Source organism: uncultured Aquimarina sp., assembly GCF_947496855.1.
In the GTDB taxonomy this organism is placed as follows: domain Bacteria; phylum Bacteroidota; class Bacteroidia; order Flavobacteriales; family Flavobacteriaceae; genus Aquimarina.
On sequence record NZ_CANMED010000001.1, the window covers coordinates 245,199 to 269,640 of the forward strand.

Annotated in this window: 23 protein-coding genes; 11 read left to right on the forward strand and 12 right to left on the reverse strand. The window is 31.6% G+C overall.

The features are described 5' to 3' along the window. Positions 1–122: 122 nt before the first annotated feature. On the forward strand, positions 123–470 hold the full coding sequence (locus tag Q0921_RS01140) for a hypothetical protein (protein WP_299252045.1): 348 nt from the start codon (positions 123–125) through the stop codon (positions 468–470). Between the two features lie 16 nt (positions 471–486). Here the strand turns inward: Q0921_RS01140 and Q0921_RS01145 are convergent, their stop codons facing one another. From Q0921_RS01145 to Q0921_RS01160, 4 genes are all read right to left on the reverse strand, one after another. Next, positions 487–816, reverse strand: a complete 330-nt coding sequence (locus tag Q0921_RS01145; RefSeq protein WP_299252048.1) for a hypothetical protein — start codon at positions 814–816, stop codon at positions 487–489. 113 nt (positions 817–929) lie between these two features. Beyond that, entirely contained in the window at positions 930–2,183 is a 1,254-nt protein-coding gene (locus Q0921_RS01150) for a dihydroorotase family protein (protein WP_299252051.1), read from the reverse strand. Continuing rightward, entirely contained in the window at positions 2,180–4,105 is a 1,926-nt protein-coding gene (locus tag Q0921_RS01155) for a BatA and WFA domain-containing protein (protein WP_299252055.1), read from the reverse strand. The genes Q0921_RS01150 and Q0921_RS01155 overlap by 4 nt, the downstream gene beginning before the upstream one ends. A 264-nt stretch (positions 4,106–4,369) precedes the next feature. Continuing rightward, complete coding sequence (locus Q0921_RS01160) at positions 4,370–4,591, reverse strand: hypothetical protein (protein WP_299252058.1); 222 nt, start codon at positions 4,589–4,591, stop codon at positions 4,370–4,372. A gap of 205 nt (positions 4,592–4,796) precedes the next feature. Here Q0921_RS01160 and Q0921_RS01165 point away from each other — a divergent pair, with 205 nt between their 5' ends. Beyond that, entirely contained in the window at positions 4,797–6,026 is a 1,230-nt protein-coding gene (locus tag Q0921_RS01165) for a DEAD/DEAH box helicase (protein ID WP_299252061.1), read from the forward strand. Between the two features lie 49 nt (positions 6,027–6,075). Here the strand turns inward: Q0921_RS01165 and Q0921_RS01170 are convergent, their stop codons facing one another. The 3 genes from Q0921_RS01170 to Q0921_RS01180 all read right to left on the reverse strand — a co-directional run bounded on the left by Q0921_RS01170 (position 6,076) and on the right by Q0921_RS01180 (position 8,215). After that, complete coding sequence (locus Q0921_RS01170) at positions 6,076–6,585, reverse strand: porin family protein (protein WP_299252064.1); 510 nt, start codon at positions 6,583–6,585, stop codon at positions 6,076–6,078. Between the two features lie 199 nt (positions 6,586–6,784). Beyond that, positions 6,785–7,450 carry a VOC family protein gene (locus Q0921_RS01175; RefSeq protein ID WP_299252067.1) on the reverse strand — a complete coding sequence of 222 codons (666 nt, stop codon included), beginning with the start codon at positions 7,448–7,450 and terminating at the stop codon, positions 6,785–6,787. Positions 7,451–7,480: 30 nt separating this feature from the next. Then, positions 7,481–8,215, reverse strand: coding sequence for a DUF2071 domain-containing protein (locus Q0921_RS01180; protein WP_299252070.1), 735 nt, complete (start codon positions 8,213–8,215; stop codon positions 7,481–7,483). Positions 8,216–8,269: 54 nt separating this feature from the next. On the opposite strand from Q0921_RS01180, the gene Q0921_RS01185 reads away from it, so the two are divergent. The 3 genes from Q0921_RS01185 (at position 8,270) to Q0921_RS01195 (ending at position 11,169) form a co-directional block, all read left to right on the forward strand. Then, entirely contained in the window at positions 8,270–8,998 is a 729-nt protein-coding gene (locus Q0921_RS01185; protein WP_299252073.1) for an NYN domain-containing protein, read from the forward strand. Between the two features lie 73 nt (positions 8,999–9,071). Then, positions 9,072–9,467 carry a RidA family protein gene (locus Q0921_RS01190; protein ID WP_299252076.1) on the forward strand — a complete coding sequence of 132 codons (396 nt, stop codon included), beginning with the start codon at positions 9,072–9,074 and terminating at the stop codon, positions 9,465–9,467. A gap of 145 nt (positions 9,468–9,612) precedes the next feature. Continuing rightward, positions 9,613–11,169, forward strand: coding sequence for an NAD(P)/FAD-dependent oxidoreductase (locus Q0921_RS01195; RefSeq protein ID WP_299252079.1), 1,557 nt, complete (start codon positions 9,613–9,615; stop codon positions 11,167–11,169). Here the strand turns inward: Q0921_RS01195 and Q0921_RS01200 are convergent. Continuing rightward, on the reverse strand, positions 11,166–12,383 hold the full coding sequence (locus Q0921_RS01200; RefSeq protein WP_367183310.1) for an ATP-binding protein: 1,218 nt from the start codon (positions 12,381–12,383) through the stop codon (positions 11,166–11,168). The two genes, Q0921_RS01195 and Q0921_RS01200, sit on opposite strands and share 4 nt — an antisense overlap. Positions 12,384–13,116: 733 nt before the next feature. Between Q0921_RS01200 and Q0921_RS01205 the strand changes: the two genes are divergently transcribed. Both Q0921_RS01205 and Q0921_RS01210 read left to right on the forward strand, forming a co-directional pair. After that, positions 13,117–14,700, forward strand: coding sequence for a hypothetical protein (locus Q0921_RS01205; RefSeq protein ID WP_299252082.1), 1,584 nt, complete (start codon positions 13,117–13,119; stop codon positions 14,698–14,700). Positions 14,701–14,781: 81 nt separating this feature from the next. Then, positions 14,782–16,608: a cytochrome c peroxidase gene (locus Q0921_RS01210; protein WP_299252085.1), complete on the forward strand. Its 1,827-nt coding sequence runs from the start codon at positions 14,782–14,784 to the stop codon at positions 16,606–16,608. A gap of 29 nt (positions 16,609–16,637) precedes the next feature. Here Q0921_RS01210 and Q0921_RS01215 read toward each other — a convergent pair whose 3' ends face one another. Then, positions 16,638–17,411 carry a TIGR02757 family protein gene (locus tag Q0921_RS01215; RefSeq protein WP_299252088.1) on the reverse strand — a complete coding sequence of 258 codons (774 nt, stop codon included), beginning with the start codon at positions 17,409–17,411 and terminating at the stop codon, positions 16,638–16,640. A 153-nt stretch (positions 17,412–17,564) separates the two neighbouring features. On the opposite strand from Q0921_RS01215, the gene Q0921_RS01220 reads away from it, so the two are divergent. Beyond that, complete coding sequence (locus tag Q0921_RS01220; protein ID WP_299252091.1) at positions 17,565–18,944, forward strand: hypothetical protein; 1,380 nt, start codon at positions 17,565–17,567, stop codon at positions 18,942–18,944. A gap of 57 nt (positions 18,945–19,001) precedes the next feature. Here Q0921_RS01220 and Q0921_RS01225 read toward each other — a convergent pair whose 3' ends face one another. Together Q0921_RS01225 and Q0921_RS01230 are read right to left on the reverse strand one after the other, a co-directional pair. After that, on the reverse strand, positions 19,002–19,670 hold the full coding sequence (locus tag Q0921_RS01225; protein WP_299252094.1) for an ABC transporter ATP-binding protein: 669 nt from the start codon (positions 19,668–19,670) through the stop codon (positions 19,002–19,004). 53 nt (positions 19,671–19,723) lie between these two features. Beyond that, on the reverse strand, positions 19,724–22,156 hold the full coding sequence (locus Q0921_RS01230; protein WP_299252097.1) for a DUF5916 domain-containing protein: 2,433 nt from the start codon (positions 22,154–22,156) through the stop codon (positions 19,724–19,726). Positions 22,157–22,303: 147 nt separating this feature from the next. Between Q0921_RS01230 and msrA the strand changes: the two genes are divergently transcribed. The 3 genes from msrA to Q0921_RS01245 are packed head-to-tail and all read left to right on the forward strand — an operon-like array spanning position 22,304 to position 23,830. Continuing rightward, positions 22,304–22,861, forward strand: a complete 558-nt coding sequence (gene msrA, locus Q0921_RS01235; protein ID WP_299252100.1) for a peptide-methionine (S)-S-oxide reductase MsrA — start codon at positions 22,304–22,306, stop codon at positions 22,859–22,861. A gap of 10 nt (positions 22,862–22,871) precedes the next feature. Next, positions 22,872–23,468: a GTP cyclohydrolase I FolE gene (folE, locus tag Q0921_RS01240; protein ID WP_299252103.1), complete on the forward strand. Its 597-nt coding sequence runs from the start codon at positions 22,872–22,874 to the stop codon at positions 23,466–23,468. Positions 23,469–23,515: 47 nt separating this feature from the next. Then, positions 23,516–23,830, forward strand: coding sequence for a hypothetical protein (locus Q0921_RS01245; protein ID WP_299252106.1), 315 nt, complete (start codon positions 23,516–23,518; stop codon positions 23,828–23,830). Between the two features lie 54 nt (positions 23,831–23,884). On the opposite strand, the gene Q0921_RS01250 is transcribed toward Q0921_RS01245, so the two are convergent. Continuing rightward, on the reverse strand, positions 23,885–24,409 hold the full coding sequence (locus Q0921_RS01250; protein WP_299252108.1) for a DUF6787 family protein: 525 nt from the start codon (positions 24,407–24,409) through the stop codon (positions 23,885–23,887). Positions 24,410–24,442: the final 33 nt, after the last annotated feature.

Sequence of the window (24,442 nt, forward strand, 5' to 3'; positions counted from 1 at the left end):
TCTTAGTACATCCGGTTTAAAATTGTGTAATTCTTATTTGTTAAATACGTATTAATACTTATTTTTGATAAAATAAGTGGAATATTCCCTTTTCTTAAAACCTTTTTTAAATTAATGTTGTTATGAAAAAATTGATGTATTTTGGTTTGTTATTTTGTTTACATATATGTGTAGCTCAATCTGATGTTGATTATGAAAACACAATGAAAACCATAATTGATTCATATAACTCGAATGATGCGCAAAAAGTTTTTGATCAATTCTCTACTGATTTGCAAGCTACTTTTACTATTGATAAAGTAAAAGAATTTTTAACTAAAACCTTAGAGGATCAAGGTAAATTTTCAGAATTTGATTTAATGGATCAGGATGGAGGCTATCGGTACTTAGTGCAATCAGAAAATGATTCAATAATATTAGTCCTAGTATTATCAGTGGATCTAAAACTCACTAAATTTGCTGTTGAATAAAATATAGGTGAGGAGTCTATTTGATGAAAGTAAACCACTGTTGAAAATAATGACCAACGATTGGGACAGTTTTTTGTTCTTCCTTTATAGCTGTTATCAAACCAAAAACCCAAAGAACAAATATAAAGATGTAAAATGATGATGAAATTATCCATGAATCAAACATACTTACTAGTGCACCTAATAAATAAAAGCCAATATTAATACCCAATGCTTGTCTTATATGAAAACTGGCAAACGTATTTTTGTCATCTTGATTCATAAAAAAAGCTATAATTGTTCCGATAATGGTAATGTATGAGATAACAGCGGCTGTTTTTCCTTGTTTTTCGTAATCTGACTCCATGATTGATGTTATTGTTTGTTGTTCATTTTTGTTATGCTATTAAAGAGAGAAATCTGTGATAGGTGACCAGATTATTTTGGTTCTAATTTAATAGGAATTGATAAAACACTATTTTATTTTAATACTAACTGACCGTTTCCAATAATTCCATAAGCATTTCCTTTTATAGTTTTATTTATGAAGGCACTATTTTTAGAAGTTGATAGTATATGTTTTTCTACGAATGTCGCACTACCTTTTGGTGTAAATAAGGATAAGTCAGCTTTATTTCCTTTATCAATAGAAACACTTTCGACTCCAAAAATTAATTTTCCTTTCGTAAGTAATGCTATAGTTTGATCAATACTTAGAATATTGTTTAGCATTCCAAATGCACTTTCTAACCCAATAGTTCCATACTTGGCATTATCAAATTCCACCTTTTTATGTTCAATATCCATAGGTTGGTGATCACTGGTTACCATATCGATAGTTCCATCCTTAACACCTTCTAGTAAAGAATTTACATCTTTTTGAGTCCTTAATGGAGGTAATACTTTATAATTAGTTTCGAAAGTAGTTAGCTCTTCATCGGTAAGGGATAAATGATGTACAGAAACACTACAGCTTACTTGTAATCCATTCGTTTTAGCTTCTCTAATTAATTGAACAGATTTAGCGGTGGATATTGTTGGAATATGTAACTTCCCTCCAGTGTACTCCAGTAAGAAAAGATCTCTGGAGATTTGTAATTCTTCTGCTAGTGCAGGAATTCCTTTTAGCCCGAGTAATGTGCTTTGTTCTTCTTCATTTACGATACCTTTTCCGGCAATACTATTATCCTGCGGAAAAGAAAGTACCAGTCCATCAAAGTTTTGTGCATATAATAAGGCTATCTTAAGCAAGTTCGGATTTCTAACAGATTTTTTATAATCTCCAAAAGCTATAGCTCCAGCTTGTTTCATATCATACAGCTCTGCCATATCGATACCTTCGGATTTTGTTGTTAAGGATCCAATAGGGTGTAGATTCACAGGATTCTGTAGTGCTTTTCCCTTTAGAAATCCTACAGAAGAACTTGTGTCTGTGATTGGTAAGGTGTTTGGGTTTATAGCTATACTGGTAAACCCACTTTTAGCAGCAACAGTTAATCCATTGCTTATAGTTTCTCGTTCTTCATATCCAGGTTCTCCAAAACTGACACTACTATCAAACCACCCTTGTGATACATGTAGTGTGTCTAGTTTAATTTCTTCTACATTTTCTTTCGCCTCAATCAAAGCATCAATATCCTTTATGATTCCATTTTCGATTAGAATATCTACCGTTTGATTATGAAAGGGAGATGAAGGATCAATAATGGTTGCAGCCTTTAATAAGAGATTCATTTGAGATATTTTAATAATAGGATTTCAATTAATAAGAAAATCAAAGCAAAAATAATAAACCATTTCCAAAGTTCATGAATACTACTATCTTCTTTTATTTGTTCAAATAAGGATGTGATAGAATCATTGACCACATACTCAGGGGTAGTAGAAAGATTGTAATATTGTAAATCACTTTCTGAGGTATCGTAATTGTAACTTACATTTTGAATAAGTTCTTCTTTATCTTTTAGCGCGTATATTCCAGCTTTCGTTGGTACTTCATCCGTTGTAATCCTAACTTTAGTAGCAAAGCTTTGTTGGAGCGGAATATTACTTTCTTCCTTGGATTCTAAAGATAATATTCCATCCTGCCCTAAAGATATTGGGATATCATAGGTATTTGTCTGTCCTATAGTATAAGATATGTCAGAAAGTTGTAAACTTTGTTTGCCAATATTATATAAGGTAGGAACGATTAGTGGCGAATTCTTAAAATTAGAATTCTCATTATTAATTGATGCTGTGAATATGTATAAAGAATTTGTTTTGTATAAAAAAGGCGTATGATCCTCGAAAGATAAAATACTATTATCAGAATTCGTTCTATAAAACGAATTTACCTTAGGATATTGAAAATTAGTTATTTTTTTGTCAAAAACCCCTCTGTATAAAGGATGCGAAAAATTAATACTGGTTATTCTCTTTTCTTGTATATTTAATTCTAATAAGCTTTCTTCAGAAAAGCTATTGATCAGTTGCTGGTATGAAACGATATTACCATCCGTAGCAGGAATGAAGCATATTGTACCACCTTGATCTTTAAATGATTTCAGCGCATTGATTAATGAGACTGGAATTTGTTTTATTTCATTAATTAACACCAGATTAGAATTACTAATATCATTATAATTTAACTTTTCTAATACGGTACTTGTTAGAAAGAATTCGTCAATGGTATAGATGTTTTTTATAAAACGATCGTTTGCTTCATTGATGGCTAATACCTTAATTTTTTCTGGTGTATTAATCGTAAAATATCTAGAGTTATCAAAGGTTAAGGCAGGGTCCTCTAATACAATACGTCCATTTATTTTACTGTTATCATCAATTTTAAATTGAGTACTTGCTGTCCCGTTTTTAGGGACTGTAACAGAGGTTTTTGCTAATAATTTTTCGTCATTATAAAATGCAAGAGACACATTATCGCCATTAGCATCTGTATTGCTGACAAGAACGTTAAGAACTAATTCATTATTTGTATTACGTTGTAATGAAAGACTATCTATCGAAATATTTTCACGGTTTACTGGCTGTAATTGTACAAAATTTGTTTCGGTTTCAGCATCAAAAGGCAGATCAAAAGCTTCATTTTTTTGCTGAAAATCGGAAACCATAATAATCCTTTTAATAGTTTCTGGAGCATTTCCAATAAGTTGTTTTCCTTTTAGGTATGCTGCACTATATGGTATCTGATTAGATGTGTATTCCAGCTGAAGTAAATCATTCTGAATGTCTTTTTTGTTAACATCTTTGAATGTTTTGGTATTCGTAAATATAGAGATCGTTTCATCTTCTGGTAATACATTCAGTAACTCTTGGATAGCTCTCTGTAACAAAGGACCTTTAGAGCCTTTGGCTTGCATACTAAAAGAATTATCTAGGTAAATTGCCGTTTCACTTTTTTTACCAACGATTTCTTCCGAAGCTAAAAACGGTTGAGCAAAAGCGATAATGAGCCCTGCTAGTGCTAATAATCGCGCGAGAAGTGTTAACCATTTTTTAATCTGAGAACTTTTACGCGTCTGTGTTGTAACCGCTTTTAGAAATTGCACATTAGTAAAGGATACTTTCTGAAAACGACGTAATTGAAATAAATGAACTATAATAGGAATAACAAGTGCAAATAAAGCATAAAGAAATTCTGGGTGTCTGAATTGCATTCTTGATTAACGTTTGTCAAATATACTATAAGATTTGATATTGACCGTTTAGGCTTAACGAATTTTTAGGGTAAGAATTATTCTTTTTTATTTCTCATAAATCACCACAGACTTGACCATTGAATCGTGTATTGCTTGTCTCTTTTCATTACTCATAACCGATAATAGCGAAATCCATCCTAATGAAGCTTTGACAAGATATCTAAGAAAAGCTAAAGGAAATAAAATGTTTTTTTCAGTATTGTTTTCTCTTTTTACTCTTATTCAAATAAGGTTATGACCTATAGTACCTCCAAAAATACTGGTACATATTGGATCGTAAAGAAGAAATATGAATAAAAAAGCAATTATTCTGGAGTTATCATGTACATTTTCTAGAGTAGAAAAAATATCAGTGATAATGATCATGAATATGATTAAAACTATAGAATCTACAATTACTGCTTTTACTCTATCAAAAAGCCCTGGATATCCTGATTTACTCATAACTCTTTTAATTTTTATAAAACTACATAACATTTTGTTATCGATAGAAGATTTTTGGAAGTTTTACCAATATAAAATTAAAACAGAGGTTCTCCATTAATTAACAAACGTATAAGCGAAGTAGTATCTAAAAATTAGATGTACCTTTGCTGCTGCATTCAGAAATGGCATAACGTAATAGATTGTTATTTCTTAAACAATTTATATGTCATTTAATTCATTAGGATTATCCGATGCTTTATTAAAAGCAATCGATAAAAAAGGATATACTGTTCCTTCTCCAATTCAGGAAAAAGCAATACCACCAATTTTAGAAGGAAAAGATGTATTAGCATCAGCTCAAACAGGAACTGGAAAAACAGCAGGTTTTACTTTACCAATACTTCAAATATTATCTGAGGAACAACATTTTAGAAAAAGACCGATTCGAGCTTTGATATTAACTCCAACCAGAGAGTTAGCTGCTCAGATATTGGATAATGTAAAAGCATATAGCGAATTTGTAGATCTAAGATCTATGGTAGTTTTTGGTGGTGTAAATGCCAATCCACAGATCAGATCTTTAAGAAATGGAGTTGATATATTAGTTGCTACTCCTGGTCGTTTATTAGATTTACATAATCAAAGAGCACTTTCTTTGGCAAAAACTGAAATTCTAGTATTGGATGAAGCAGATAGAATGCTAGATATGGGTTTTCAGAGAGATATCAATAAGATACTGGCGTTACTACCTAAGCAAAGACAGAACTTATTGTTTTCTGCTACATTTTCTAAGGAGATTAAAAAATTAGCTAACGGAATTTTACATAATCCTGTATCTGTAGAAGCAGCTCCAGAGAATACAACCGCAGAGAAGGTTGATCAAAAGATGTATAAGGTTGATAAGACTAAAAAATCGGAAGTAGTCATCAAATTAATTTCTGAAGGAAATTGGAAGCAAGTACTCATTTTTACAAGAACGAAACACGGAGCAAATCGCTTAAGTGAAAAGTTAGGGAAAAATGGAATTACATCTGCGGCAATACACGGAAATAAAAGTCAAGGTGCAAGAACAAAAGCATTAGCAGGTTTTAAACAAAATAAAATCAGGGTATTAGTAGCAACGGATATTGCTGCTAGAGGTCTAGATATTCCTTTATTACCACACGTGATTAATTATGAATTGCCTAATATATCTGAAGATTATGTACATAGAATTGGTCGTACCGGTAGAGCAGGAGCGAGCGGAGAAGCAATCTCATTAGTTTCTCAGGAAGAAGTAGCTTATGTAAAAGGAATAGAGAAATTATTGGGATTAACACTACCTAAAGAAACCATAGAAGGTTTTGAACCAAGTTTTGTTTTTGATTATAACGCTGCAGCACCAAAGAAAAATCAACAAGGAAAACCTAAACGTAATAATAGAAATAATAACAGAAGGCGTAAAAGGTCATAAAAAAAGCGGAAGTCTTACTTCCGCTTTTTTTATTTACTACAGTTTCTGATTATAATATATAGTACCCAACAGAAAGCTGGAAAGTTCCATTTTTAGAATTAACATTATCTATAACGTTAGTTAAACCAAAGTTATATCTTGCTTGAGCAAAGAATTTTCCAAATTCTACGCCTGCTCCTGCAGCACCACTGACATCAAAACTTTCAGGCTCTCCAAATTGAAAATCATCGTTTACTACCACACCAAATTGTGGGCCTGCTTCGAAGCTCAAAAACTTTAAGAATTTATACTTAAATAAAATAGGCACATTAACGTAATCTATATCTACATTATCTGCTCCTTGTGCTGAATAAAGAATTTCTGGTTGAATGGCAAATTTGTCAGCAATTCCTAATTGAGCAACTGCTCCAATATGAAAACCAGTTTTTGCATCAAGATTAGTATCTCCGTTTATATTAGAAAAGTTAACACCTCCTTTAACACCAAATTTAAAACTTTGAGCATTAGAAATTGTTGTAAAACCGATAAGCGCAATGGCCAATAAAAATAGTTTTTTCATAAGTTTAAGTATTGATTGTTCAACTCAAATATAAAAACTTATATATTAATAAAAGGTTAAAGTTGTTTATTTGAAGAGTAAATAAATACCGTTTTATTGATTGAAACCTTGTTAACCCAGTAATAGAAAGGGTCGATGAAAGCTTTGTTTTTTCGGATAAAAAACTGTTTTTAGAATGATTTAATATGGAAACAACAATTTATTTTATAGTTTTTATATTATTGTTTACAAAAGATATGTGGTATTCTATTCCATTTTCTTGATAGCAGATAGTGAAATCATTTACAATTCCGGGTTTATTTGTTGGAAGCCAATTTCTACCTTCTTTTGTTACTATGATTACCCCATTATGATCACCCACCCAGCAAAATGTTTCGCTTAACATGTTTTTATTAATAGGGTTAATTCCGAATTTATTTATTAAAGTATTAGCCATTTTTATAGGGGTTATGTCTGGTAACCCTATTTCATTAAGCTTTATCACTTGATCAATAGAAAAACTATTGCTTACAGGGTAGTTTACCAAGGGTCGCTCAATAAATTCAACAATGTTTTCATCCTTATCATAAAAATATATAGCTCTCCCATTATCGAATTCAATTATTTTTTCTCCTTTGTATAATAATAGCTTAATATTTAATTTTTCCAAAAAATCAATAGCATATTCTATTGAACTTGTTGGTATCAAGAAAGCGAAATGATAATAATGCTCTTTTTCTGATTTTTCAAAAGACAAAGTGTTTTCTTGAGTTTTGACTTTAAAACCAGTCGATTCTAATTCGTATGAAAACCCTAGAATGTTTCTGTAAAAAACTTTCTGAGCTTCAATATTTTTTGAGAGTATTTTTAGAGATTTAATTTCCACTTTTTAGTTTAGCTAGTTATTATAATGTATCTAATTATATTCAATTTTGTTTTTCTTGTTCACTCCCCAAGCAATTACCTGGACTCCTTTAGAGTATCCAACTTTATTAGGTGCTCCTTTTAGTAAATCTGAGAAGCGAGCATAGTTAATGGTTAAACTTTTAATTTCTATTTCTTGTAACGACCATTCTGGATGATGAATTTCATATTCGTTTATTGAATCATTAGTATCCTGAAAAAGGGCGTATCTCTCGGTCAACCAAATATCAAGTCTAGATTTAGTGTTATGCTCTTTTCCTATTTTAAATTGAATTTTAAAGCAATCTTTGTAATCCTTATTGAAAGATGCATATGTATTAGTTGTCCTTTTCATTTTGGAATATCGATAGGGTAGGTCCGAAATTTTCTTGGCGATCTTACAAGATATTTTTTTCGCACCTTCTATACTCAAAAAATAAACCCCTGTCTTTTTTCCTGATTTAATGTACGTACGAATATTAATTTCGTTAAAATTAGAAATAGGAGGAAAGTATGGAAGATATTTTGGCCTAATTTTTTCCATTGAAAAAGCTACTAAGGAAACCCAAGCACTTCCTTCAAATAAATCTATTTCCAGCTCTTTAGGAACAAATTTTTTAAGTTCACTATAATCTACTCTCCAATGTAAAAAAAAAGCGCTATTCCATTCTTGGTAGTATTTCCAAGGTTCATTAGGGAGATCCCAAGATCGATGCTGAGTGTTTTTTAATATTTTTTGGATCGTCATTAGATTATTATTGAATTCTTTTTTTAGATATCGTATTTACGTACCTTTAAAAACATGATTAAAGATACAAAATTAGCTGTCCTCATTGATGGCGATAATATACCAGCAAAATATTTAAAAGAGATGATGGAGGAGATTACCAAGTATGGTACTCCAACTATTAAACGAATTTATGGCGATTGGACCAAACCTTATTTGGCAAAATGGAAGAATATTCTACTCGAAAATGCAATTAATCCAATACAGCAATATAGCTATACAACTGGTAAGAATGCTACTGATTCTGCGATGATAATTGATGCCATGGATATTTTATATTCAGAAAAAGTTAATGGTTTTTGTTTAGTTTCGTCCGATAGTGATTTTACTAAATTAGCCATGAGATTAAGAGAAGCTGGTGTTGTCGTGTACGGATTTGGAGAAAAGAAAACACCGGATCCATTTATTGTAGCTTGTGATAAGTTTATTTACCTAGAAATTCTGAAAAAAGATACAGATAAAAAGGATGGTAAAGAAAAAACAGAAAAATCTAACTTAGATAAAATTACACCTAAGGGAATGCGATTATTAAGAAATTCCGTTTCTGACGCTGCTGATGAAGATGGATGGGCTTTTATGGGAGATGTAGGCTCTCTTATTCTTAAAAAGCAACCTAATTTTGATTCAAGAAATTTTGGGTTCGAAAAGTTAACGCCTCTTTTTAAGTCATTAAAAGAATTCGAGATCGAACAAAGAGATCAGAATAATCGAAAGTTTAAATTGGTATATGTTCGCAATAAATAGTGCTTCTAATTGTATGATTTGTTCTGTGTAATTTAATGTTTATTAAGTGCTTATTGATTAATTGAAAATGATTATGGGTGAAAAAAAGTATATTTTAGAAGGAGAAGGTTTGCCAAAATGGACTAACCCTATAAGTCATGCTGTAGTTGTAAATAACATGTGTTTTGTTAGTGGACAATTATCTGTGGATAGTGATGGAAAATTTATTTCTGGAACTGTTATTAAGGAAGCAGAGCTAGCGTTTTCAAATTTTTTAGCGGCTATAGATAATGCTGGGTTTGAAAAAGAGGATATCGTATTTATTGATATTGCTTTTAATGATTTAAAAGACCTTCCTGAAATAAATCAATTGTTTGTCGAATTATTTCCAGAGAATAAACGACCAGCAAGAACGATATATCAAGCTCAAGCTTTACCTTTTTCTGGAAAAATTAAAATTACTGGTACTGCTGTCAAAGATTTAGGCTAACAGCCGAAAATAAAGAAAAATAGAGTAATAAAATTATATAGACGTAATTAAAACGATCACTTGTATTCATATTAGAGATCTTATCTATTTAAGTTCTGGAGATAAAGAATATTGTATCTTCGCGAAAAATTAGAATTGATATCCTTTGCAACACGAATTTAGCATACAAGTAGCACCAGAAATCGCGGCAGATCCCGATCAGTTAAAAACACAAGTGTCCAGAAAAAATGGGATCCCCTTAAATGAGATCAGGTATATCCAAATTTTAAAACAATCTATTGATGCCCGCCAAAAAGCTATTAAAGTAAATCTGAAAATAAAGGTATATGTACATGAAGATTTTGTAGAACAACCTATTCAGTTACCTGAATACCCAAATGTATCAAAAGCAACAGAGATTGTAATTATTGGAGCTGGTCCTGCAGGATTATTTGCTGCTTTACGTTGTGTAGAATTAGGCTATAAGCCAATAGTATTAGAGCGAGGTAAAGATGTTCGGAACAGAAGAAGAGATCTTAAAGCAATAAATAGAGATCATATTGTTAATGAAGACTCTAATTATTGTTTTGGAGAAGGAGGAGCAGGTACATACAGTGATGGTAAATTATATACACGTTCTAAGAAAAGAGGAGATGTAAACCGTATTCTTCAATTGTTAGTTGGTTTTGGGGCAACTGATCAGATTTTAGTAGAAGCACACCCTCATATAGGCACAAATAAATTACCTGCAATTATAGCAGCTATCAGAGAAAAAGTAATAGCACACGGTGGAGAAATACATTTTGAAACACGTGTAATTGACTTTGGCATTAGGAATTCTGAAATTACTGGGGTAACATTACAAAATGGTGATACGATCGACACTAGTAAAGTAATTTTGGCTACAGGGCACTCCGCAAGAGATATTTTTGAATTATTGTATAAGAAAAATATAGAAATAGAGGCAAAACCATTTGCATTAGGAGTTAGAGTAGAGCACTCCCAACAATTAATTGATCAAATACAGTATAAATGCGAAGTTCGCGGGCCATATCTTCCTCCATCTCCTTATAGTATAGTAAAACAGGTAAAGGGTAGAGGTATGTATTCTTTCTGTATGTGCCCAGGCGGAGTTATTGCTCCTTGCGCCACGAGCCCTGGAGAAGTAGTTACGAATGGTTGGTCGCCATCTAAAAGAGATCAACCTACTTCTAATAGTGGAATTGTAGTAGAATTACGTTTAGAAGATTTTAAAGAATTTTCTGAATATGGACCGTTGGCTGGAATGTATTTTCAGAAAAAAATAGAACAACAAGCTTGGCGTTTAGCAGGAGAAACTCAACGAGTTCCTGCACAACGATTAGTGGATTTAACACAAGGAAAGACATCTCTTGACTTACCAGAGACTTCATATAAACCTGGTTTAACATCTGTCGATATGAATGAAGTTTTTCCAAAGTTTATCCATAGCACGCTTCAGGAAGGTTTTAAAGCTTTTGATAAAAGTATGCGAGGTTATCTAACAAATGAAGCTGTTGTACATGCTCCGGAATCAAGGACTTCTTCTCCAGTAAGAATACCTAGAGATCGATACACATTAGAACATACGCAAATAAAAGGACTATATCCTTGTGGTGAAGGAGCTGGTTATGCAGGAGGAATAATTTCTGCGGCAATTGATGGAGAAAAATGCACTGAAGCTTGCGTTGCTAGTATAAACTAGATTTTCGTTTGTTTTTTAATAGAAAAATCAAATGTGGTCTGTAATCCAATATCGGATTTTACTTTGATATGTCCTCCAAGCGTCTCTACTAATTTTTTTACCGTAGAAAGTCCTATTCCATTTCCTTTATTACCACTTCTATCGATTCCATTGGCTATCGTAAATAATTCAAAGATAGAATCTATTTGATCATCCGGGATACCCATCCCGTTGTCAGTGATTTTAAAAAAATAGAAGATGCTATCCTCCGTATGTTCTATATCTATTACAATATGTTTCTTATCATTATACTTGATACTATTACCTATCAGGTTAAAAAATATTTGCTTTAATGCCGATTTATTGCAGTTTAACGTTGGATTTGATTCTGGAAAGTTAATAGTGCAATCTGGTTTAATACTTAATAACACCGCAATTTCTCTAAGAAGGTTATTAAGTTTACACAATTCAGGTTTGTTTTGAGCTAAACTATCACTTTCGTAATGATCTAGTACATCATTGATATAATCACTCATCGAAAATGAGGATTGTTTTATATATTCAAAATATTCTAAAGTCTCTTTGTCTAGATTATTTGCTAATTTCAGTTTCAATAAATCCGAAGTAGTAATCACATTAGCTAATGGCATTTTTAAATCGTGAGAAATTACTCTGGCAAATTCTTTTAACGATTCGTTTCGTTTTCTCAGCTTATCTTCTACTTTCTTTAAATCATTATTTTTTTTATTGAGTTCAAATAAAATGACAACTTGATGAGCAAGTGATTTTAGTGCCTCTAGTTGTTTATCACTAAGTTCTTTGGGTTGACTATCAATTACACATAAAGTTCCTAGTGCAAAACCGTTTTTATCAATAAGAGAAATACTAGTATAAAAGATTACCGTACCATTTATTGTTAGTGGATTATCGTGAAAACGTTTATCTGTTCGCGCATCCTGGACTATTAGTGGAGTATTAGGCTTTAGTATTGCATGTGCACAGAAAGATTGTTTCCTTGGTATTTCGCGAGTAGAAAATCCATGAGCAGACTTAAACCATTCTCTTTTACTATCGACTAATGATATTAAAGCAATTTCTGTATCACATAAATACGCGGCCAGCGCTGTAATTTCATCAAACTTATTTTCTGATTCGGTGTCAAGAATATTTAACGATTTTAAAGCTTCAATTCTAAAATCTTCATTTAAGGGGAGTGCGGGTACTATCATCTTCATCAAGAATTGCCTTGTTTGAAACAATTCTTAATAAAATTAACAAAAAAATATTACAAATTAGGATTTTCTTTCTTTCAATATTTTAAGATGATAGATAAGGTTTAATATTCAGTTATTTCATATGCTAAAGATTACATAAAATGAAACGCTATCTTTTATTTTTTACTTTGTACACAGTGATCATATAATGTGGTGGTTTATTTTCATAGCAGCTTCAAGATTGGAAAGGTTTTTAATTTTATTTAATGAGTCTTTGTGCTATCATTCTAGCCTTTTTATTACAAATAATACTGGCTTTTATTAATTACACTTCAAGACTAAGAAATAGGTTCTTTTTGATCTTAGCTAAACAATATAGATGAATTTGATTATAGATTCTCAAAATTTCTAATACTATAATTCATGTTTGTTTTAATTATACAAATATTTCTTAGGTATAATAGATTAAGTTTTGTGTGATCAAAAAATGTGTGTTTATCTGTTATGATAATTACAAGTGTTTTATTAAAGTACCTGTAATGAGTATTGTAAAAGTTTAGAAGATAAGGATGAAGTTCTTTTGTATAACACCTAAAAAGCGAACAAGTGTTAAAGTACTTAACGTTAAGGTAACTGCTTAACTTAAAGTTAAACTTAGATTAACTAAATCGCTACGATTAGTTAACGATCTTATTAGATTGTCTAAATAATTTTACACCTCATAAATAATCTTATAATTAAATCAACAAAAAAAATGAATAATTTAGGAAAACTTGTTTTTAAAATGACTCTTATTTTTTCTTTGGGACTATTCTTAGTGAATTGCGAAGGAGAAGATGGTAGAGATGGAATAAATGGAGTAGATGGTGAGGATGGTGTTGACGGTCAGGATGGTGTAGACGGTCAGGACGGTCAAGATTTTGAACCAATACCAACTATTTTTTCGGATAAATCGCCTACGAAACCTTTAATCGCAATGGCGTCACAATTTAATTATGTAGATACGTATTCTTTAATAAGTACTCCAGATGTTATAGATGGTACATTTCAATTAGCTGGTTCTGCAGATGGCGCTGGTTTTTTAAAAAACCCTAATGGAGATGGATACATTTACGTAGTTAATTGTGAAGATAGCTATGCGGTTGCAAGAATATTTTTAGATGAAAATTTAATACCTACTTCAGGAGATTATCTACTAAACTCTGGAGTATCTGATTTTGCTAGACAATGTTCAGGAACAATGTGGGAAGCTGCAATCCACGGCGGATCTCAGGATTTGTTTCTATCCGCTTCAGAAAGTATTAATTATGATGTAAAAGGAATTGATCCATACATAACTACACCTACACCAACAGCTGATTTTGGATTAGATGCGCTAGGGGAATTCTCTTGGGAGAATGCAGTTCCACTTCCAAAAGACGCATATTCTGGTAAAACGGTAATTATTGGCGGAGATGATGATTCTAGTGATTCTGAAGGGCAAGTTACATTGTATTATTCAGAAAATGCAGATGATGATTTAACTAATGGTAAGATCTATGTATTAAGGTTTAAGCAAGTTTCTGATGGAGTTGTAGATACTGATGGTAATATAGGTATCCAAGATGTAGCACCTGATACTGTTTATAACGAAGGGCAATTAGATTTTGGAAATACGTATGACGTAGAATTTGTAGAGATTGCTAATGGAAAAGATCTTACAAAAGATGAAATGGAAACTGCTTGTACAGGTGTTTTTGCTTCTCAGTTTATGAGAGTAGAGGACGTGGATTACCAAAAGGGTAGTGATGCAAATGGAAGAAATGTGTTTTTTGCTGTAACAGGTAGAGGACCAGGAAGAGGAACTTATAATGATTGGGGAACCGTTTATAAATTAGAGTTAGATGATGCTTCTCCTCTAACAGGAAAATTGACTCAGATTATTAGCGGTAATACGGACACAAATAATATGGATGGAAATTTATCAGCTTTACAAAGTCCAGATAACATATGTGTTACAGAAAATTTTGTTTATGTACAGGAAGACCCTAATTCTTTTTCTAGAGGACATGCTGCACAGATATATCAAACAGATATTAATGGAAACAACCCAAGCAAAGTGTTAGAATTTGTAGTTCGTCAGGATTTAGATCCTAATAATAGTACTGGTTTTAGTGGGGAATTTGGAGCTTTAACAGATATTTCTGATAAAGTAGGAATCCCTGGAACATTCTTATTAGCATTGCAACCTCATTATTGGGAGAGCCCAGATTTCATGAACCTAGATGGTCATACCAATTCATCTAGAGAAGATGATCAAGCTTCTCAGATAGTGATATTAAAAGGACTTCCTAGATAGTTTTAAAATAAAAAAATAGAACAAAAAGATCTCCATTAATAAATGGAGATCATTTTGTTTTTTTAAAAAGTAATTGATAAAATGAATACACCATTTAAAATTAAATTTTTATTTTATTTAGCACCTCTTTTTATTTTTTCCTGTAAAGAACAAAAAGAAGAATATATTGATACTACAGTTCCTACTTGGACATCTACACAAAATTTTTATCTGGAAGGTATTACAAACTCAATATCATATTTAGATACATTAGCCAAAGAAGGTGCGCAAGGAGAAAATTCGAAAGCTATTTTTAAGAAAGCAAGAATAGCGTTTAAGAAAGCAGAACCTTATGCTTCATATTTAAATCCAGATGTTGGTCACAGAGCAAATGGTCCAGCATTACCAATATTTAAAGAAGATAATGGGAAAATTTTAAGCCCAGTTGGTTTTCAAAAAATAGAAGAGAGTATTTATGAAGGAGATGTCAGTGAAGAAGAATTTGGATATGAAATAAGGATTACCAAAGGGCTTCTAGTAAATCTCCAAAAAAATATAAAGAAAAGAGCATTAAACCCGAAACGTTTTTTTGTTGCAACACATCAACAACTATTTAGAATTATAAGTTTAGGAGTTTCAGGTTTTGATACACCTGTAAGTCATCTTGGTATCGAAGAAACAATTGTGTCTTTAGAAAGTTTACAATATGTATATAGTGAAAGTATAGGTTTTTTGATTCAAAAGAAAAACCAAAAACTGGATCAGGAGTTTAAAGATAACATTATAAAATCTATCGAATTTATTAAAAAGAATATGGATTTTGATAGCTTCGACAGATATACTTTTATTAGGGATTATATGAATCCTATTACCCGTAATTGGGTTGCTATACGTAAAGAAAGTGAGTTGTGGGAAGGAGAGGATACTTATCCATTTAATTTTGATGCACCTACTTTTTTTGAAAAGAATTCTTTTAATGTAAATTATTTTACTCCTGCAACGAATAGAAACCCCTCTGATAAAAAAATAGCTTTAGGAGAAAAGCTCTTTTTTGACAAAAACCTTTCTAAAAGCGGAAAATTAGCCTGTGCTACTTGCCATATTCCAGAAAAAGCATACGCTGATGGTATGGTAAGTAATTTAGATAACACAGCGAATCCACTTCAGCGTAATACGCCTACTTTAATAAATTCGGTATTTCAGAGAAGTTTTTTTTGGGATGGTAGATCTGCAAATTTGTTAGATCAAATTTCTGCAGTTTTTAATAACAAAAAAGAATTTGATAGTGGTGTTCATCAGTTTTCTGATGCTATTCTTCAGGATACTACGTATGTAAACTTATTTAAAGAAGCATACGGAGGTATTTCTAACAGAAATACTGATGTTATCAAAGCAATATCTTCTTATATAGCTACTTTAAACGGGTTTGATTCTAAATTTGATAAGAATATGAGGGCAGAAGAGGATACATTCACAGAAAAGGAGAAACTAGGTTTTAATCTTTTTATGGGCAAAGCATTATGTGCTACATGTCATTTTATGCCTTTAACGAGTGGCACAGTTCCTCCGTTTTTTAAAGAAACAGAAAAAGAAGTTATAGGAGTGCCCGAAACGAACGGTAACAAGCAGTTGGACGATGATTTAGGGTTTTATTGGAAGTTTGAAGAGGAATTACATAAAGGTATGTTTAAAACTCCAAGTATAAGAAATGCAGCACAAACATCACCATATATGCATAATGGTGTATATGTTACATTAGAAGAAGTCATGGAGTTTTACAATCTTGGTGGTGGTGCCGGAATGGGATTTGATTTAGAACATCAGACCTTACCTTTTGATGAATTAAAACTTAATGATGATGAATTAAATGCTTTGGTTGCTTATGTAAAAACACTTTCTGATGACGTTGCGAAGGATAGTTATGAATAGTATTTAAAACAATTTAGAAAATCGTGATATCAAAATTTTTCAAAAACACCTAAACCAAATAGAGCGTAGTCATATTTTACAGGATCTAACGGGTCTAATAACCTTAAATTAACATCAAGTTGATGTAATGCTTTGGCATCATTTTGCTTTCTACTTAAGAGATTTAGTTTTCTGGCAACATTACCAGAATGTACATCTAAGGGGCAAGATAATTGTGAAGGGGATAAGCTATTCCAGATTCCTAAGTCCACACCAGCGTTGGCATCTCGTATCATCCATCTAAAAAACATATTAATTCGCTTAGCAGCAGAGTTTTTGTGCGGATCACTTACGTGTTTTTCAGTTCTGCTTTGATGTGGTAGGCTAAAAAACTCTTTTTTAAAATGATGAATAGCTGTTTGTAGATATTCATCACTGACATATTGGTTAAAAAAACCTTCCATATCTCCGAATTTTATATAAAGATTCTGTAAAGCCTTTATAAAAAAAGACAGATCATTATTATTAAAGGTTCTATGAACAAAACCTTCTAAGTTATCGAGATCAGTTTCTGTATGATTCATTACAAAATCATAAGGAGAATTTCCCATCAATAGCATCAGTTTATGAGCATTGGTAAGAATGCTTTTACGATTTCCCCAAGAAATTGTAGCAGTTAAGAAGCCAGCAATTTCTACATCTTCTTTTTGTGTAAAAAGATGAGGAATTTGGATAGGATCTGTTTCTATGAATTTTGGTTGTTCATAAAAAGCTGCTTTTTCATCAAGAAATTCTTTTAATTCAGTTTTATTAAGTTTCTTCAAAATGAATATTTTATTACTATAAAATTACTCAAAACAATAGTACGTAAATAAATGCTAGGTTTATATTTTATAAACAGAATTAACGGAAACCCTTTATACAATTCCAGAGCCTATTTTAATTATATTTGCAACTCTAAAATACTAAGTTATTGTATGAAATATATAGGTTTAATTTTATTGTTATTCTTTGTACCGCAGGTAAAAGCTCAAAAAAATCAAAAAATTCTAAAGCTTGAAGAGAAGAAAAAACTTTGGGATTATAAAGTAAATAATGAAGGAGAGTTTATTATACATGAAAGTAGATATACTATGACTGGTTATCCTAAAAATGGGTTTTTAAAGTATTATAATTCGGATCTCAAAGAACATAACTCTGTCGAATTAGGTAAAAGAAAACTATCCAATTACACAATGCGAACATTTGAATATGTTATTGGCTCTAAATTTATAATTAATGGAAGTTCTATTAAAAATTATGATTTTAAGGAACAAAATGCGACTAATTTTATATCAAAGTTAACGTATAATGGGTATTTATTTACACATTTTCAGAAAGATTTAAAAAATGATAAAGGAAGTATCATTGAAAAATTAAATTGTAATGATTTATCCTCCGAATATTTTGATTTAGTAATTCCTAATCAAACGGATTATCAAGGTAAGCCAACAATTCAAATGTTAGCTGCAATTGATCCATTATATTTTATGATTAAAGAGCTAAAAGGAGTTAAAGAAGATTCATATCATATACTTAAATATGATACGAATCTTAAATATGAGAATCAAATAGATTTGGATGTAGATTTAGGAGATAAATACTTAAGACCTTCGAATAATGGTGCAGGGGGATTTCTTACGATTGAAAGTAATGAACTTAGAGTACTTGCAAGGAGACCTAATGAAGGTGCTATGGGTAATGTCTTTATTATTAATGATAATTATTATTGTTATGGAATGTATGGAGATGCCAATAATACAGGTAAAAGTTTCTTAAATAATCAAACCTTTTTTAAAGGGTATTCTGGTTTATATATTTTCAAATTCGATAAAGATGGAAATCAAATTTGGAAGAATTTTTATCCTTTAATAAATAGTAAATTGAAAAAAGGAAAAATTATGGCTTATAATAATGAAGTGAGTCTATCAAAAAGTTCTAATGATGAAAGTTTGTTATTATATGTTGCTAATACTAGGAAAAATGATTTTGAAGTTATTGAAGTTTCAAAGGATAACGGAGAATTAATGAAAAAATCAAGTTATGATATAAAGTTATATGTACCAAGTCCAGCAATTCATGGAATGTATGGATTGAATTCGTATGTCTATTTACCAGATCTATTTGGTAAAAAAATAAAATTCAGTTACAATTCTATCATAGCGATAATGAGTAATCAAGAATTTTATGATTACGTTAAAACTAAGTCAAAGGGTAAAACTACAATAAGCTACGATGCACACTTTACAGAAAAAGGTTTATTAGTTTTCGAAGAATTAGATAAGAAGAAAGGAAAATATAACATTCTTTATTTTTAGAACTCTAGGAAGTTTGTTATCCTCTAAGATGATAAATTAGTCGTAATTACTAGAATCTTATATTTTATCGACTATTTTACCATCTACCATAACTAATTTTCTATCAGCCATATTGGCTAACTCTTCATTATGGGTAACAATAACAAAGGTTTGTCCATATTCATCCCTAAGTTTAAAGAATAGTTTATGTAAATTCTCTGCAGATTCACTGTCTAAATTCCCAGAGGGTTCATCCGCAAAAATTACCTTTGGATTGTTAATTAATGAGCGTGCTACAGCAACTCGTTGTTGTTCACCCCCAGAAAGTTCTGCCGGTTTATGATCATATCGATGTCCCAAACCTAAAAAGTCCAGTAGTTCCTTCGCTCTTTTTTCTGCTTCAGCTTTTGGAACTTTTTTAATAAAAGCAGGAATGCATACATTTTCTAAGGCTGTAAATTCTGGTAGCAACTGGTGAAACTGAAAAATAAATCCTAATTGCTCATTTCTGAATTTAGATAATTGTTTTTCAGATAAGAAATTGATAATGTTATTATTGATCGATAAATCACTTCCTTTTAACTCTGATGCTCTATCCAATGTTCCCAGAATTTGTAACAAAGTGGTTTTTCCTGCTCCAGAAGCACCCACGATAGAAACAATTTCACCTTCTTTAATATGAAGGTCAACACCTTTTAATACGTGTAAGTCTCCGTAATTCTTGTGAATATTTTTAGCTTTGATCATCTATATGTTTCTTGAATCAGTGAAAATAACTAATATCCTAAAATTCGGCAAGATTATCCCTTAAAAGAACCTTTTAAATTATTTATATCCAGAAAATAAACCACTCTTAGTGATAAAGTATGTTGAATAGGTTGACCAAAAAGATTATCCAAACTGTCAGAATAATTAATTGTTGAAAGTTCATCTTGGTTAAAAATCTGATTTCGGTAGAGTAGGGTAGCTTCACTACCAGGAGCAAATCTCCAGCTAAAACTTAGATCAAGATTCCATATATTAAAATTAGTATTAGGGTCGTTTTCAGAAATATCATAATCAGTTTGAGTACGGGTTCCATCATCGTTTAATGTATAAAATACATTTTCAGAATAATCTGCAGTACTCCAAAAATTTCTAAAACGTAGATTAATGGCTTTGTACGGGTCAAAGTTGTAGCTGGCACTTAAAGAGTTCTCTACTGTAGTGATATCTCGTTGACCCAGAAACACATCAGTATCATCATTGTCAATATATCCAAAATTTCGTTTTCTTATAGAGTAGTCAGTTGCCCAAATGACTAAAAATTTATCAGAAAACCTATATCTAGGAGAAAGGTTCACACTGTAGGTTTGCTGGTCATCTTCAAACCAATTACGATGAAATAAGCGTATATCATAAGCAAACTTTTTACGATAATCAGAAGATACCCATAAATTGACACCAAGGTTTTCGCTAAAAGTTACAAACCTGCCATCCACTCTAGGCTCAAAATAATCATCTGTATCAGAATCATAAATTGTAAACCCTCCAAAAGCAAAGCGTTCTCTGGTTACGAAAAACCAATCTACGCCAACAGAATTAGAAGTTTGTACACTAGGATCATATAATCTTCGATGTCTAGCGAACAGATTGATTCTATAGTTATTAAACAATTTAGTAGGTTCGAAAATCTGATAAGATGTACTAACCCTAAAACTATTAAAGTTATTTCTAAAGTTTACTCCTAAATCATTAATGTCAAAAGTAGTATTGGCTAGATCATGTCCAAACCCATATCTCCATTTACCTTTTATACGATCAAAATCCAGCTCTGATCTAAAACCTCCAATATTATCTCCTGGCAGATTTACCTGACTTACTATAGATCGCCCCGTTAATCTATAGGAATTTGCTTTGTTTGCTAGATTCCAAGCCAGACCAGTTACATTAGCATCTCTAAAACCACTACCATTTCGGGTTACATTTGTGTTTATTAATGAGATGGAGGAGTTATTATTAAACTGCTGATCTAGAACAAATATATTGTAGTTAGCCAAAGGTTCTACTACTTTACTTCTTTGGTCTCCTGTAATAGTGTCCGTTATTCGAACTTCAGTTTTTTCAGTAATGGCATTAAAAAAACCGATACCAAGATTTCCTTTAGTTCTTCCAGAAATCTTAAGAGCATTCAATAAGTTTATTTTAGAAGGGTTTTCTTCAGCTACTTCATTTTCCATAAGATCATCGTCAGAAACGGAACCTGATGGTCCATTACCCACACGTCTGGAAAAGAAGATTCTTCCTTTATTAAATAGCTCTGTTCCTTCCGTAAAGAACTGTCTGTTTTCTCCAAAAGTTTGTTCGAATGGTCCTAGATTAAGTCGTACTTCATCAAAAGCTGCTTGTCCAAAATCAGGTATTAGAGTTGCATCTAATGTAAAACTATCACTTAATCCATATTTAACATCTAATCCAGCACTAAAATCAGTTTCAGTTTCTCCGTCGAAGCTAGCACCTAATCCCTGTACAAAAGGAAAAAAGGTAAGTCTCATAGGAGGGTTTATATTTTCTACACCTTTTACTAATCCATTATATTGTGTTCGTTGACCAACTTTATTATCTATAAAATTCCAAGAATGTGTTTCATTTTTATTTTGTAAACGTCGATAGAAGTTAATACTCCAATCTTGTACAGCTACTTCAGGAAAGCGCAATGCATTGTACGGGATTTTGAATTCTGCATACCAGCCTTTTTCATCGTAAGAAATTTTGGCATTAAAAACTACATTATAACTAAAATCTTCATTAAACTGATCCGCTCGGGCATCTCCTATTGTTCCTGCACTAGTAATAAAAAATCGAGTTTCATTAATCCCATCATTATAGGTGTTTATCGAGATGTTAAAAAAGTCAGCTTGAGCAAAAACATCATCTCGCTGAGTAAATTGTTTTAATATTTTATTTGGTTCATTATCGTATAAATAGGCAGCAAAATATACCGCTTTATTATCATAAGCCATTTTAACTTCGGTACGAAGATTCTCTGGTATTATTCCTTCATTTCCTGGTTGCCACATTCTGAAATCACCGGAAGCGGGAATATCCATCCAAATCTGATCATCCAGAATGCCATCTATTTTTGGAGCTATTGTTATTCTATGCGCCGTAATTTGTTTTTTTTCCTGACTAAATAAAAGAGCTGCGTGCAGAAACAATAGCACACTTAAGATAGGGCGTAATTTTCTATTCATATTTTGTAAAAAAATCCTTACTTTTTCGACTTACTTGCAAAACTAGGATTTACAACTAAATGGCTTACTAATGAAAAGTTAAAAAGCACTAGTTCTGTTTAATATATGTGTAAATTTGTTAAACAATATTTACTATTTAACAATATTATGGGAAAAAATAACCTAAAGACTGCTGTCTTTGCTGGTGGATGCTTTTGGTGTACGGAAGCTGTTTTTCAAAGATTAGAAGGTGTACGTCAAGTAATTTCTGGGTATACCGGAGGAAACATTAAGAATCCTGCATATCGCGAAATTACCACAGGAAGAACTGGTCATGCTGAGGCAATAAAATTCGAATATGATACTGATATTATCAGCTATAATGAATTATTAGAAATATTTTTTGCAACTCATGACCCTACAACTTTGAATAAACAAGGAGCGGATCGTGGAACTCAATATAGAAGTGCTATATTTTATACAGATGATGATCAAAAAGAATGGTCACAAACAATGATTACGAATCTTAATGCCGAAGGTGTTTTTGATGATCCCATTGTTACGGAGGTAGCACCATTAGGAGCATTTTATAATGGAGAAGATTACCATCAAAACTATTATAATCAAAATAGTAATCAAGGATATTGCCAGTTTGTGATTAATCCAAAACTAAGTAAATTGCAGGCTACTTATAAAAATAAATTAAAAAAAGAAATACAGAACTAACATATATATAATGCCATATAATAATTTCGAAGAATACAATATAAAAGTTACTGAAGATGTAAAGGATAAGTTTAAATCTATAATTACGGATTTAGGGGAGGACATAAGTAGAGAGGGTATTGAAAAAACACCTGAACGTGCGGCGAAGGCAATGCAATTCTTGACTCAAGGATATCATCAAAATCCTGAAGAAATTCTAAAGAGTGCTATGTTTAAGGAGGATTATGACGATATGGTGATTGTAAAGAATATAGAGTTGTATTCTTTGTGTGAACATCATATGTTACCATTTTTTGGTAAAGCTCATATCGCTTATATTCCTAATGGTCAAATTGTTGGTTTAAGTAAATTGCCAAGAATTGTAGATGTTTTTGCAAGACGTCTTCAGGTGCAAGAACGTTTAACTCATAACATCTTAGAGTGTATTAACGATACTTTAAAACCAAAGGGAGTTGCCGTGGTCATTGAAGCTGCTCATATGTGTATGATGATGCGCGGTGTTCAAAAACAAAATTCGGTAACTACGACTTCTGGGTTTAGAGGACAGTTCGAAAAAATTGAAACCCGTACGGAGTTTTTAAGGTTAATTACTGCAGACTTGGCATAATAATTTTTTGGCATTTTTTTTGTTATATAATTAGCAAATAGAAACTTATGAAAAAGATGAAATACAAATTATTAAAAAAAGGTATTATTTACGACCTAATAGGTATGGCTTCATTGGCTATTCCCGTTATAGGACCATTTTTAGATCTTATATGGGCTCCTTATGCCGCAAAAATGATGATAGATATGTATCCTGGAAAAAAAGGTAAAATAGCTTCCGCTATAACTTTTATAGAAGAAATAATTCCTGGAACGGATATAATTCCTACGTTTACTTTAATGTGGTTGTATACTTTTGTTTTTAATAAAGAAGAGATTATAGATAAAGATGCCAAAATAATTGAAGCAGAAGTTGTTTCGTAATAACTCCGATTTATAAAATTGTAGTTTCAAGAAATTAAAAATTTTAGGTATTCTTTAATCCTTAATAAATCGTGCAAGACCCATTCTACGGAGCATTTTTTTCTCAAACCACCAGAAAAATTTAAACTGTCCGAATATCCATCCTACGATTAATAATAATATCTGATATACCGGGAATATTAATAATATTCTTAAAGGCCAGTATATCCATCCGGATGTAGATTCTGTATCAAATCCTATTAATTGTATAATTGGGTCAGAAATTCTGGCTGCTGTAGAGCCTGTAACAGCAAAAGCAATAAAAATAGCAATTAACTCCCATCGATAGGTAACATTCCATTTTTTTTCTAGAGGTCCAAAAATCTTTAAAGTAAAAACCAATAATAAAGTAAAAACCAATATCGTGACTATAGTTATTGACGCGAAATAAAAACTATGCGTTTCAGTAAGTTTTAAAATCCCAGAAACCAATCTTTTACTTAATAGAAAAGAAGAAATTGATAAGCCTAACAATCCGAGTAAAGGAAAAAGAAGTTGCCAATTAGCTTGAATCTCCCAGCGATCTTTGAATTTTTGCATACAGCGAAAATACAACTTAAACTTTCTGTGTCA

Excerpts from the sequence above, each read along its gene's own strand:
- Q0921_RS01140 (WP_299252045.1), top strand. The coding sequence starts at position 123 with ATGAAAAAATTGATGTATTTTGGTTTGTTATTTTGTTTACATATATGT.
- Q0921_RS01170 (WP_299252064.1), bottom strand. The coding sequence starts at position 6,585 with ATGAAAAAACTATTTTTATTGGCCATTGCGCTTATCGGTTTTACAACA.
- Q0921_RS01210 (WP_299252085.1), top strand. The coding sequence starts at position 14,782 with ATGAATACACCATTTAAAATTAAATTTTTATTTTATTTAGCACCTCTT.
- folE (WP_299252103.1), top strand. The coding sequence starts at position 22,872 with ATGCCATATAATAATTTCGAAGAATACAATATAAAAGTTACTGAAGAT.
- Q0921_RS01185 (WP_299252073.1), top strand. The coding sequence starts at position 8,270 with ATGATTAAAGATACAAAATTAGCTGTCCTCATTGATGGCGATAATATA.
- Q0921_RS01200 (WP_367183310.1), bottom strand. The coding sequence starts at position 12,383 with ATGAAGATGATAGTACCCGCACTCCCCTTAAATGAAGATTTTAGAATT.
- Q0921_RS01230 (WP_299252097.1), bottom strand. The coding sequence starts at position 22,156 with ATGAATAGAAAATTACGCCCTATCTTAAGTGTGCTATTGTTTCTGCAC.
- Q0921_RS01220 (WP_299252091.1), top strand. The coding sequence starts at position 17,565 with ATGAAATATATAGGTTTAATTTTATTGTTATTCTTTGTACCGCAGGTA.
- Q0921_RS01155 (WP_299252055.1), bottom strand. The coding sequence starts at position 4,105 with ATGCAATTCAGACACCCAGAATTTCTTTATGCTTTATTTGCACTTGTT.
- msrA (WP_299252100.1), top strand. The coding sequence starts at position 22,304 with ATGGGAAAAAATAACCTAAAGACTGCTGTCTTTGCTGGTGGATGCTTT.
- Q0921_RS01160 (WP_299252058.1), bottom strand. The coding sequence starts at position 4,591 with ATGAGTAAATCAGGATATCCAGGGCTTTTTGATAGAGTAAAAGCAGTA.
- Q0921_RS01245 (WP_299252106.1), top strand. The coding sequence starts at position 23,516 with ATGAAAAAGATGAAATACAAATTATTAAAAAAAGGTATTATTTACGAC.
- Q0921_RS01250 (WP_299252108.1), bottom strand. The coding sequence starts at position 24,409 with ATGCAAAAATTCAAAGATCGCTGGGAGATTCAAGCTAATTGGCAACTT.
- Q0921_RS01150 (WP_299252051.1), bottom strand. The coding sequence starts at position 2,183 with ATGAATCTCTTATTAAAGGCTGCAACCATTATTGATCCTTCATCTCCC.
- Q0921_RS01205 (WP_299252082.1), top strand. The coding sequence starts at position 13,117 with ATGAATAATTTAGGAAAACTTGTTTTTAAAATGACTCTTATTTTTTCT.
- Q0921_RS01165 (WP_299252061.1), top strand. The coding sequence starts at position 4,797 with ATGTCATTTAATTCATTAGGATTATCCGATGCTTTATTAAAAGCAATC.
- Q0921_RS01190 (WP_299252076.1), top strand. The coding sequence starts at position 9,072 with ATGGGTGAAAAAAAGTATATTTTAGAAGGAGAAGGTTTGCCAAAATGG.
- Q0921_RS01145 (WP_299252048.1), bottom strand. The coding sequence starts at position 816 with ATGGAGTCAGATTACGAAAAACAAGGAAAAACAGCCGCTGTTATCTCA.
- Q0921_RS01225 (WP_299252094.1), bottom strand. The coding sequence starts at position 19,670 with ATGATCAAAGCTAAAAATATTCACAAGAATTACGGAGACTTACACGTA.
- Q0921_RS01180 (WP_299252070.1), bottom strand. The coding sequence starts at position 8,215 with ATGACGATCCAAAAAATATTAAAAAACACTCAGCATCGATCTTGGGAT.